This is a genomic window from Lysinibacillus sp. 2017 (genome assembly GCF_003073375.1).
GTDB lineage: Bacteria > Bacillota > Bacilli > Bacillales_A > Planococcaceae > Solibacillus.
Genome location: NZ_CP029002.1, coordinates 3,486,808 through 3,498,911, shown reverse-complemented (window position 1 = coordinate 3,498,911; position 12,104 = coordinate 3,486,808). Strand labels below are relative to the sequence as shown.

Genomic DNA, 12,104 nt, shown 5'->3' with positions numbered 1-12,104 from the left:
TATAGTTTTTTTGAAAGATTTTTACAAGAAAACTTCTATTTTTCTCGATTCCATCGATGTGTTAAAATAAAAAGCGAAAAAGCATTTCATATAGGAGGCTCAATAATGAGTAAAACATTAATTTTTGGACATAAAAATCCTGATACAGATACAATCACTTCAGCAATCGTTTATGCTTACTTAAAACAACAATTAGGTGCAGATGTTGAAGCAGTACGCCTTGGAGAAGTAAATAACGAAACACAATTTGCTTTAGACAAATTCGGTTTCGTTGCACCACGCTTCATTACAAATGTAAAAGACGAAGCACAACAAGTAATCCTTGTGGACCATAACGAATTTCAACAATCAGCAGATGGTGTTGAAGAAGTAAAAATCACAGAAGTAATCGACCACCACCGTATTGCCAACTTCCAAACAGCGGATCCGTTGTATTTCCGTGCCGAGCCAGTAGGTTGTACAGCAACGATTTTAAACAAAATCTTTAAAGAAAATGACGTGAAGATTCCAGCAAACATCGCTGGTTTAATGTTATCAGCTATCGTTTCAGATACATTACTTTTCAAATCACCAACATGCACAGAGCAAGATGTAAAAGCAGGTGCGGAATTAGCTACTATTGCTGGTGTGGATGCAGACGTATACGGTTTAGCTATGTTAAAAGCAGGTGCAGATCTTTCAGATAAATCATTAGAAGATTTATTATCTTTAGATGCAAAAGGTTTTGAATTTGGTTCTTATAAAGCCACTGTCGCACAAGTAAACGCAGTAGATATCGAAGACGTACTTGGTCGCCAAACAGAACTTGAAAACTTATTAAATAAAAATGTTGCAGATAACGGTTTAGATTTATTCTTCTTCGTTGTGACAGATATTATAAACAATGATTCGACTGCAGTAGCAGCAGGTCAAGTGGCTGAAGCTGCAGCTAAAGCTTTCGGTGCAGAAATCGTAAACGGTCGCATCAGCTTACCAGGGGTTGTATCTCGTAAAAAACAAATCGTTCCTGTGTTAACAGAAGGATTAAAATAATAATAAAAATCCGGTACTCATTTCATGAGTCACCGGATTTTTTTATTTCTAATGGATACACTGCAGGACCCTCGATTACAAGTCCCTTTTCGTTATAGCGTGAGCCATGACAAGGACAATCCCATGTTTGATCGGCCTCATTCCAGCGTGTTTTACAGCCGAGATGCGTACAACGTGGTGCCTCTGAACGCGATACGTACCCTTTAATAAACTCTTTACTAATAAAGCCCCCTGTTTGCAGCATAAAATAAATTTGCCGTCCAAAGCTTGAGCGTGTCGGTGAATAAAGCATAGCAGCGGGATGTGTTATTTTTTGGATTAAATCGCGAAGTATCTCACCTGCCACAAGTGAAGAAGATATTCCCCATTTATTAAAACCAGTAGCGATATACAAACTATCATCCTTTTTAGACAATTGTCCGATATAGGGAATTTGATTGGAAGTCATAACGTCTTGCGCACTCCAACTAAATTCAGGTTCTGGTAGTTCGAAGTTGTGTAATTCTGAGTGAAGAGTTTCATAATACGATTGGGTATGTTCAACTGTACCAGCAAGATGAGAACGTCCTCCATAAAGAAAGTAAGGTTGTTGATCAACTATCGCTGTTCGAATAGTACGACTTTGTTCATCAATGCTTAAATATTGTCCTTCTAATAGCTGGGAACATTTCGTAGCGGTTAAATAAGAACGATCGATTTGAAGCTTCACACTATATAAATTACGAATCGATTCAATAGGATAATGAGTGCAAAGAACAAGTTTTTTATAATGAATCGTATACCCTTGATTTGTCGTTACAGAGTTTTTAGCAGGTTGAATAGTTGTGATTCTCGTATTTAAGAAAATTTGAGCCCCGTATTTTTTAGCAAGCTGTGCAAAGTGATGGGTGAATTCAATTGGATCAATCTGTCCTTCATTTTTCATACCTAAAGCAAATTCAATCGGAATTTCGAGTTCAATTTCATTTGTTGCGACAAGTGGAATGCCAATTTTTTTATACGATTCTGCCTCTTTTTGAAGTTGCTCCTTACCTTTTGCGGTATTGGTATACAAAAAAGAAGTGGCACGTGAAAAGCTTTTAGGGTTTGTTTCAAGTGCGCGTTCGATAGCTTTTTCATTTGCTTCGTAATACAGTTTTCCTTGATCCGTGGACATACCTGTATAAATCGGACCGTGTTGTGCGGTTAATTTCCCTGTAGAGTAGGCAGTTGTGCCATGTGCTAAATCTCGTAATGCTTCAACTAATACAACTTGAAAACCTAATTTTGCGAGTAAGTAAGCTGTATAAATCCCGCTTAAACCACCACCAATAATGCAAATCTCACAAGTTGTATGTTGTTTTAATGTTGGAGCGGAAATGGATTCATTATTTTTAAGCCATAATGATTGTTTCAATGCATCACCTTTTTATTTTTCATAATGGGAAAGTTGTACGAATTTTATTCAACGAGTTTTTTACATTGTGCATTTTTCAATTGCTCGTTACAATACATGGCAAGGAGCGTGATTGAATTGAAAATTGAAGTATGGTCAGATTATGTATGTCCTTTTTGTTATATTGGTAAAAAACAATTAGAACTTGCACTTAAAGAAACAGGGTATGATGCGGTGATTGAAGTGGAATATAAAAGCTATTTATTAGATCCAACAACCCCTGTTGACGCAGTAGGGTCTGTCTATGAAGACTTACAAAAGAAATATCGTATTTCATTAGAAGAAGTAAAAAACATGACGGCAAATGTAGCAGCACGTGCAAAAGAAGTAGGGCTCGATTACAATTTCGACGACATGAAAAGTGCCAATACGGTAAAAGCACATCGTTTAGCGAAGTGGGCAGAAACAGAAGGTAAAGGGAAAGTATTCACAGAACGCGTATTAAAAGCTTACTTTTTAGAAGGTGCAGCGATTGGTCAAACCGATGTCTTACTATCATTAGTAGATGAAGTAGGCTTATCCCGTGATGTAGCAATTAAAATTATTGAAAGTAATCAATTTACGATGGAAGTCGAGCAAGATATTGCAGTTGCACAACAACTAGGTGTGCGCGGTGTACCATTCTTTGTTATTGATAATAAGTACGGCATTTCTGGAGCGCAACCAAAAGAAGTATTTGAAAATACTATTGAAAAAGCTGCACAAGAAGCAGGCTTACGTAAACCGCTTAGCATGCAAGGTGGAAGCGGGATAACTTGCACAGATGATTCATGTGAACTTTAATTTCAGCCTAAAGTCTGAGAGTTGTTGTGTTGCTTTTTTACAATAATTCTTTTATTATATAAAAGTACCTCGAATTTGAGATATATAAAATAAAGATAAATATTAGCAAAATAAATAATAGTAGATATATAAGGGGATTTATAAAAATGACAAACGTATTAGTAGTAAAAGCAAACAACCGTCCAGACGGCGTATCAACAAAAATGTATGAAACTTTCATGGCAGAAATCGCAACAGTTGAAGGTGTAAACGTATCAACTTTTGATGTATTCGAAGAAAAAATGCCGTACTTCGGTCAAGATTTATTCAACGCTTTTGGCAAATTACAAGAAGGCAAAGAATTAGCAGAAATCGAAGCAGCTTCATTAGCAGCTATGAACAAAGCGCGCGAAGCATTAACTGCTGCAGAAGTTGTTGTATTCGCATTCCCATTATGGAACCAAACAATTCCAGCAGCATTACAATCATTCATCGATTACACTTACGGTGCTGGTTACTCATTCAAATATAATGAACAAGGTCAATTAGTTAGCTTAATGACTGATAAAAAATACATCGTGTTAAATGCTCGTGGTGGTGACTACTCTAGCCCAGAAATGAACGCTATGGAAATGGCTGTTAACTACATGAATAATGTAATTGGTGGTGTTTATGGTATGGAAAAATTAGAAGAAGTTATTATCGAAGGTCACGCAGCAGCTCGTGATAATGCTGGAGCAATCATTGCTTCAGGCTTAGAAAAAGTAAAAGTAGCAGCACAAAAATTAGCAAAAGTTACTGCATAATATAAAGACAATTAAAACAGGGTCACTCGATTATTCGAGTGACCCTGTTTTTTATTAAATTGGATTTAGCTGTAATTCTACGTTGATTTTAACATTCTCGTCGATTAGTAATCCGCCTTTTTCAAGTGTGGCGTTATAAGTTAAGTTAAATTCTTTGCGGTTAATCAAAGTTGAACAAGAAAATCCAAAAGCATCTGTATTCCATGGACTCTTTGCGTGCCCTAAATAAGTTACTTCGAAATCGACAGGCTTAGTAATATCTTTAATGGTTAAATCGCCGCGTAACTTAAATTTATTATCAAATTCTTCAATTGATTTTTTTTCGAAAATGATTTTAGGATAACGATCTGCATTAAAAAAATCTGCAGAAACTAAATGGTGATCTCTATAAACGTCACGCGTATTAACACTAGCCACATCCAGTTCAAATCGAATAGCTGAATTTTTAAAGGTCTCAATTTGTTCAGCTTCAATTTGAGCAGAAAAAGATTCGAACGCGCCATTCACTTTAGTAATCATCATATGTTTGATTGAGAAATTAATCGATGAATGTAACAAATCAACTGCGTATGTTGTCATATTTCTCCCTCCTGCAATAGTAAATAATTCATTACTTCTATCATAAAATAGTTGGATATTTATTACAATGTGATTTTGCAAGTAAGCTACTTACTTTTCGTAATTTGTGTGAAGTGGTAAAATAGAAATTATAGATGATGAACTAAGAATTCTGGAAAGAAATTTTAAATAGAGGTGGAAAAAGTGAAAGAAACAGCATTATGCCCACGTTTATCCAAAGCAATGGAACTTGTAGGGAAAAGATGGACAGCATTAATTATTTATCAATTATTAGAAGGACCTCAGCGCTTTAATGCGATTGAATCCGCTTTGCCGATTAGTGGGAGACTACTTTCAGAGCGATTAAAGGAATTGGAAAAAGAAGGGATTGTTGAACGTACTGTTTTTTCAGAAGTACCAATTCGCGTTGAATATAATTTAACAGACAAAGGCTATTCTTTAGAGCAAACGGTTAGAGAAATCGAAAAATGGGCTAAAACTTGGCTTTAATCACAGGGTTTTACTTGTAAAAAGTACAGTAAAAACAGATACTAAAGAGGTATGGAGCTTTACAAGAAAGGAAAATGGCTTTTATGACAATTCAACAGTGGGAAAAGGATCTAGCACAGTGGATTCCTACACATAATATTAAAGTAAATGAATCATTAAAAAAATATACTATGACGAAGCTTGGCGGGAAAGCTGACGTTTTCGTGTTACCTGAAACAGAAGAACAAGCAGCAGCTGTAGTGAAGTATGCATCTTTAAATAACATTCCACTATTAATGCTAGGAAATGGTTCGAATATGGTTGTGCGTGATGGTGGTGTGCGCGGTATTGTACTAACTTTCGCATTCCTAAATGAAATTCGAGTAGATGGCAATGTTGCCTATGCACAAAGTGGTGCACTAATTAAAGAAGTATCAAAACAAGTCGCAGCACAAAGTTTAAGTGGCTTTGAATTTGCTTGTGGGATTCCAGGCTCAATCGGTGGTGCGATGGCGATGAATGCGGGCGCTTATGGTGGGGAAATTAAAGATATCGTAACTTCTTGCACGGTATTAACACCTGAAGGCGAAATGCTTACTTTATCTAATGAAGAATTAGAGCTATCGTATCGTAAAAGTATCATTTCAAAAAATGGCTATTATGTACTTTCAGCAACATTCCAATTAGCAAAAGGTGACCAACAGCAAATTGATGGGAAAATTGCGGATTTAACATATCAACGCGAGTCCAAACAACCGCTTGAATATCCATCAGCCGGTAGTGTATTTAAACGACCACCTGGGTATTTCGCAGGTAAACTGATTCAAGATAGTGAACTGCAAGGAAAAGGCGTTGGTGGTGCGGAAGTTTCAACGAAGCACGCGGGCTTTATTGTCAATAAAGACAATGCCACAGCGAAGGATTACATCCAAACAATTCAAATGGTTCAACGTGTAGTAAAAGAAAAATTTGATGTTGAATTAGAGATGGAAGTTAAAATCGTCGGTGAAGACTAAAACACATAAGTGTCTTTCGAAAATTCGAAGGGCACTTATTTTCATTTAAAAGTAAATACATAGTGAGGAGCAGGGATGATGAAATTTATTTCATGGAATGTAAACGGAATTCGGGCTTGTGTGAATAAAGGATTTTTAGATTATTTTCATCAAATAGATGCTGATTTCTTCTGTATTCAAGAAACGAAATGCCAAACAGGACAGATTGATTTACAACTAGATGGTTATTATCAATACTGGAATGATGCTGTGAAAAAGGGTTATTCAGGAACGGCCATTTTCACAAAGCATGAACCGCTTTCGGTACGATACGGAATAGATGAAGAAGTGGCAAAAGATGAAGGGCGTATCATTACATTAGAATATGAAAAATTTTATTTAGTCAATGTTTATACGCCTAATGCCAAGCGTGATTTAACACGTCTAGCAGAGCGCCTGTTATGGGAAAATCGCATGCGTCAATATTTAGTGGCATTAGATGCGGAAAAACCTGTCATCTATTGTGGGGACTTGAACGTAGCTCACGAAGAACTAGACTTAAAAAATGCGAAATCAAATAAAGGCAATTCAGGCTTTACAGCAGAAGAGCGCGGTAAGATGACCGATTTATTAGTGAGTGGATTTACAGACACATTCCGTTATACGCATGTTGGTGAAACGGACCATTTCACTTGGTGGTCGTATATGAATAAAGTTCGTGAGCGAAATATTGGTTGGCGTATTGATTATTTCATCATGTCAAACCGCCTATTAGATCATTTAGAGCAAGCAGCGATTCACGCAAATGTTTTAGGAAGCGATCATTGTCCAATTGAACTAGAACTGACATCGTTGTAATCGCAGTCAAACTAAAATAGCAGGAATTACCAAAGATGTATCGAACTAGTTGAGATACATCTTTTTGTAATTAAACGAACTGAGGTGGAGATATGGCGCAACAAAAGGCAAGAACAAAAGGGCGTAAAATCACCAGTGTTGTCATTTGGATATTAGCAATTCTTATCATTTTAGGCGGTCTTGCTATAGCGGGATTACAATTCTTTTTATCAAATTCAAAGCCCGTAATTGAAGGGGAAACAACCGTATCGATTCTAGACGCAGATGTATCCGTAACGAGAGATGAAGTAGGCGTTCCACATATTTCTGCAAAATCAGATGCAGACCTTTACCGAGCTCAAGGTTATGTGCAAGCACAGGACCGATTATTTCAAATGGATTTAGCACGCCGTCAAGCAAGTGGTATGCTCGCAGAAGTAGTAGGAGCTGCCGCAGTGGATACGGATAAATATTTCCGTACATTTAGCTTACGTCAAGCAGCTGAACTTTCATGGCAGGATTATGATGCTGATTCGCAGCAAATTTTGCAATGGTTTGCCGATGGAGTGAATGCCTTTATTGATGAAGTGAAAGGAACAAGCAAGCTTTCTTATGAATTTAAGCTTCTTGGCTATAAACCAGAACCATGGACGCCGATCGATTCGTTAGTTATTGGAAAATATATGGCGTACGATTTAGGTGGCAACTGGAATCAACAAGCATTCCGATCGTGGGCATTGCAGAACTATTCAAAAGAACAAGCAGAAGAGCTGTTTGTCGATTATCCAGAAAATGCGAAATCAATTATTGAAGCAAATTTAAATTTATCAACCAATATCGCCTCAACTTTTACAGCCGATTATTTACCACCTGAATTTAATGGTAGTAATAACTGGGTCATTGGCGGAGAGTTAACGAAATCAGGAAAACCATTATTAGCAGATGATCCACATTTAGGGTTGAGCTCACCATCTGTCTGGTACCAAATGCATCTGCAATCACCTGAACAAAATGTGAGTGGTGTTATTTTTGCAGGGATTCCAGGTATTATTTTAGGGCATAATGATGAAATTGCATGGGGCGTAACGAATGTAAATCCAGACGTCCAAGATTTATATATAGAAATACCAAACCCAGAAAATCCCCATCAATTTAAATATGATGGAAACTGGGAAGATGCAACGGTTCGACAAGAGACGATTCAAGTAAAAGATGAAGAACCGATTGATTTTGAGGTCATTGAAACACGTCACGGACCAATTATTTCGAACATCATTACAAAAGATACCGAAGTAAAAGAGCAGTTTGCAATGCAGTGGACAGCATTGCAATCTACACAAGAATTAAAAGCGGTATTAGGCTTTAATAAATCGAAAAACTGGGAAGAATTTGATAAGGCACTAAAGGATTTCAAAGCACCCGCTCAAAACTTCGTATTTGCTTCAAAGGATGGGACGATCGCCTATAAAGCAAATGGATTAGTGCCAATTCGCAAACAAGGAACAGGTGCATTACCAGTACCCGGGGATTCTTCAGCGTATGGATGGGAAAGCTATATTCCATTTGACGAATTACCGACTGTTATGAATCCAAAAGAAGGCTATATCGCGACAGCAAATAATGAAGTAGTAGGGGATGAATACCCGTACCACCTTTCGAATTTATGGGCACAGCCATATCGTTATGAACGTATTGTTGAAATGATTGAAACAGCGGATTCAAAGCTAACAATAGATGATATGAAAGCAATGCAAATGGATCAGAAAAATTTGCATGCAGTAGAATTTTTACCGAACTTACTCCAAACGATAAAGGCACAAGATACGAATGGTGAATATAAAGACGTTATCGCGCTCCTTGAATCATGGAATTACGTTGATGCGAAAGATCAAGGTGCACCACTTGTCTATCATTTCCTTATTGAGACGATAGAAAATGATTTGTTTAAAGAGGCCATGCCCGAAGATATTTATAAATTGATGGCAGGAAAATCGCTTATTACCGATCAATTATTACGTGATGCATATGCAGGAAAACCAGGCGTTTGGATTACAAATGCAGGTGGACTAGATCAGCTAGTCTATACAGCGTTTGAAAAATCAATTGATAAAATTGAGGATAGCTTTGGTGAGAACGTTTCGAAATGGCAGTGGGGAAGCTACAATCAGCTTCTATTTAAACACCCATTAGCAAGTGCATCCGAACTTTTAGCCACATTCTTAAACCCTAAGCAGTTGCCAGTAGGTGGTTCAAGCGTTACGGTTCAAGCTGCTGCTGAAGATGGCAACGGGAATGTAACGCACGGCGCATCATGGCGCTTTGTCGTGGATGTCGATAATCTTTCTGCGGCACAGCATATTGTAGGGCCAGGCTTAAGTGGACATATAAAATCAAAATGGTATGACAACCAAGTACAAGATTGGATCGATGGGGACTATCACATAACATATACAGATGGCTCATTAAACAAACAGTACAAATTAAAATTAAAAGCACAATAAATAAAAAGGCAATTTCTCGAGGTGTAGAGAAATTGCCTTTTTCATTCAAACGATCATTTGAATGTTTTGCTCGAATACGCTATACTACATTCAAATGAAGGTTTGATTGTAGGGTGTAAGATGATGAAAGAAGTTTGTGAAGTAACCAAAATAAATGAACAAGCCGTCGATCATGTCAAACAACAGATGCCAGAGCTATCAGGGGTGGCGCAATTTTTAAAAGCATTGGCAGATGAAACACGTTTAAAAATTATGTATGCTTTAACGATTGAAAAAAGGCTTTGTGTATGTGATGTTGCAGCAATAATCGGATCAAGTACAGCAACAGCATCACATCATTTACGTTATTTAAAAGAGCATGGGTTAGCTAAGTCTACGCGTGAAGGAAAGTTAATGTATTATTCATTAGCAGATGATCATGTGTACCAAATTGTAACGATGGCGTATGAACATTCAAAGGAGTGAGCAGCATGGTGCAAAAAACAGAACAATACCGCTTAGAAAATTTATCATGTGCCAATTGTGCCACTAAATTTGAACGAAATGTACGAGGTATTGAAACCGTAGAGGATGTACAGCTAAACTTTGGTGCTGCTAAATTAACGGTTATGGGTGACGTAACGGTTGAGCAATTGGAACAGGCGGGAGCCTTTGATGGTATTAAAGTATCTTTAGCAAAAGACAGAAAAATTGTAAAAAGGGAACCATTTTATAAACAAAAAGAAAATCAATTAGCACTGTTTTCGCTATTATTTGTTATCGCGGGCTTTATTAGTAGTATTTCTTTAGGTGAAGGTCATGTTGTAGTAAAAGGTCTTTATGCAATTGCCATCCTTGTAGGAGGCTATTCCATATTTATTACTGGAATAAAAAACTTACTGCATTTTGATTTTGATATGAAAACGTTAATGACCATCGCAATTATGGGCGCGGCAATTATCGGTGAATGGCAAGAAGCGGCAATTGTCGTATTTTTATTTGCTGTTAGTGAAGTATTAGAAGCGTATTCAATGAGTAAAGCACGCCAATCGATTTCTCAATTGATTGATATCACACCTTCTCATGCGTTCATTAAACGAGCACATGGTGAGCATTTTCATGAGATGGAAGTTACAACAGATGCGATTCAAGTCGGCGATACGTTACTTGTGAAGCCTGGACAGAAAATCGCGATGGATGGTGTTGTGACTTCAGGCACATCAACGGTGAACCAAGCGGCCATAACTGGTGAATCGATTCCAGTGACGAAAACAGAAGGAGATATCGTTTTTGCTGGTACGTTAAACGAAAATGGTTCACTCGAAGTAACTGTAACAAAGCGTGTGGAAGATTCGACGATTGCGAAAATTATCCATTTAGTAGAAGAAGCACAAGCAGAAAAAGCCCCATCTCAAAAATTTGTTGATCGATTTGCCAAATACTATACACCGGCTATTATGATCGTTGCACTTTTTGTTGCACTTGTACCGGGGTTTATTACAGGTGACTGGTCGCACTGGGTGTATCAAGGGTTAGCGGTACTTGTAGTGGGCTGTCCGTGTGCCTTAGTCATTTCTACTCCAGTTGCGATTGTTACAGCAATCGGGAATGCTGCAAGACAAGGCGTACTTATAAAAGGCGGTGCGCATTTAGAAGAATTAAGTCGAATTCAAGCAGTAGCGTTCGATAAAACGGGTACATTAACAAAAGGCCAACCAGAAGTAATGGTTATTAAGGCAATAGGTGAACACGATGAAAAACAATTACTCGCACAAATTGCAGCTGTAGAAAAAAAGTCACAACATCCATTAGCACGGGCCATCTTATCAAAAGCATTTGATGAAAAGATTCATATTCCAAGTGCAGAAAACTTCCAGTCTGTAACAGGAAAAGGCGCATATGCGACAGTGAATAACGAAACGATTTATGTCGGTAGCATATCTTGGATTCAATCATTCGTATCGGTTTCGGATCAATTGCTGCAAGAGGTAGAACAATTGGCTTCTAATGGCCAATCTGTTATTGCTGCTGCAAATGAAGAACAGGTAGTAGGCATACTAGCAATTACCGACCAAATACGCCAAGAAAGTAAGGCTGTTATCAAGGCACTACATGATGTTAACGTACAACATACCGTAATGTTAACGGGAGACGCTAAGCCTACTGCTGACAAAATCGCAAAGCAATTAATGATTGATGATGTACGTGCTCAATTATTACCAGAACAAAAACTGCAAGCGATGAAGCAATTACAACAACAATATGGTTCAGTTGCTATGGTAGGGGATGGAGTAAATGATGCACCCGCATTAGCTGCTGCAAATATCGGGATTGCAATGGGCGGAGCTGGAACAGATGCGGCACTTGAAACGGCTCAAATTGTATTTATGAATGATGATTTAACCAAATTGCCATATACGATGAAGCTAAGCAAAAAAACATTAAAAGTGATTCAACAAAACATTATTTTTGCATTAGGCCTAAAGTTAGTTGCCCTATTATTGGTAATCCCAGGTTGGTTAACACTATGGATTGCTATTTTTGCGGATATGGGTGCAACATTAATAGTTATAATGAATTCTTTGAGATTGTTGAAAATTCATAAAGAAAATCAAGGTAGTCTTAAACTCACGAAATAATGTAATGAAATAGGTAATATTGTACCAAAATATAAGAAGATAGGCATTTCATATTCAGTGGATATTGAGTT

11 protein-coding genes are annotated in these 12,104 nt (G+C 37.5%); 9 read left to right on the top strand and 2 right to left on the bottom strand.

From position 1 onward, the window contains the following. Window positions 1–105: 105 nt before the first annotated feature. Window positions 106–1,032, top strand: coding sequence for a manganese-dependent inorganic pyrophosphatase (locus DCE79_RS17100; RefSeq protein WP_108714155.1), 927 nt, complete (start codon window positions 106–108; stop codon window positions 1,030–1,032). A gap of 22 nt (window positions 1,033–1,054) precedes the next feature. On the opposite strand, the gene DCE79_RS17095 is transcribed toward DCE79_RS17100, so the two are convergent. Continuing rightward, entirely contained in the window at window positions 1,055–2,428 is a 1,374-nt protein-coding gene (locus DCE79_RS17095; RefSeq protein WP_108714154.1) for an FAD-dependent oxidoreductase, read from the bottom strand. A gap of 117 nt (window positions 2,429–2,545) precedes the next feature. Here DCE79_RS17095 and DCE79_RS17090 point away from each other — a divergent pair, with 117 nt between their 5' ends. Then, window positions 2,546–3,250, top strand: coding sequence for a DsbA family oxidoreductase (locus DCE79_RS17090; RefSeq protein ID WP_108714153.1), 705 nt, complete (start codon window positions 2,546–2,548; stop codon window positions 3,248–3,250). 146 nt (window positions 3,251–3,396) lie between these two features. Continuing rightward, window positions 3,397–4,035: an FMN-dependent NADH-azoreductase gene (locus DCE79_RS17085; protein WP_108714152.1), complete on the top strand. Its 639-nt coding sequence runs from the start codon at window positions 3,397–3,399 to the stop codon at window positions 4,033–4,035. Window positions 4,036–4,089: 54 nt separating this feature from the next. On the opposite strand, the gene DCE79_RS17080 is transcribed toward DCE79_RS17085, so the two are convergent. Beyond that, window positions 4,090–4,614 carry a YceI family protein gene (locus DCE79_RS17080; RefSeq protein WP_108714151.1) on the bottom strand — a complete coding sequence of 175 codons (525 nt, stop codon included), beginning with the start codon at window positions 4,612–4,614 and terminating at the stop codon, window positions 4,090–4,092. Between the two features lie 183 nt (window positions 4,615–4,797). Here DCE79_RS17080 and DCE79_RS17075 point away from each other — a divergent pair, with 183 nt between their 5' ends. The 6 genes from DCE79_RS17075 (at window position 4,798) to DCE79_RS17050 (ending at window position 12,033) form a co-directional block, all read left to right on the top strand. After that, on the top strand, window positions 4,798–5,103 hold the full coding sequence (locus DCE79_RS17075; RefSeq protein ID WP_108714150.1) for a winged helix-turn-helix transcriptional regulator: 306 nt from the start codon (window positions 4,798–4,800) through the stop codon (window positions 5,101–5,103). Between the two features lie 83 nt (window positions 5,104–5,186). Next, window positions 5,187–6,098 (top strand): UDP-N-acetylmuramate dehydrogenase, encoded by a 912-nt coding sequence (murB, locus tag DCE79_RS17070; RefSeq protein ID WP_108714528.1) that lies wholly within the window; start codon window positions 5,187–5,189, stop codon window positions 6,096–6,098. A 78-nt stretch (window positions 6,099–6,176) separates the two neighbouring features. Further along, complete coding sequence (locus DCE79_RS17065; RefSeq protein WP_108714149.1) at window positions 6,177–6,935, top strand: exodeoxyribonuclease III; 759 nt, start codon at window positions 6,177–6,179, stop codon at window positions 6,933–6,935. 92 nt (window positions 6,936–7,027) lie between these two features. Further along, window positions 7,028–9,415 (top strand): penicillin acylase family protein, encoded by a 2,388-nt coding sequence (locus DCE79_RS17060; protein ID WP_108714148.1) that lies wholly within the window; start codon window positions 7,028–7,030, stop codon window positions 9,413–9,415. A gap of 120 nt (window positions 9,416–9,535) precedes the next feature. Beyond that, window positions 9,536–9,880, top strand: coding sequence for an ArsR/SmtB family transcription factor (locus tag DCE79_RS17055; protein WP_108714147.1), 345 nt, complete (start codon window positions 9,536–9,538; stop codon window positions 9,878–9,880). Between the two features lie 5 nt (window positions 9,881–9,885). Continuing rightward, entirely contained in the window at window positions 9,886–12,033 is a 2,148-nt protein-coding gene (locus tag DCE79_RS17050) for a heavy metal translocating P-type ATPase (protein ID WP_108714146.1), read from the top strand. The last annotated feature ends 71 nt before the right edge of the window (window positions 12,034–12,104 follow it).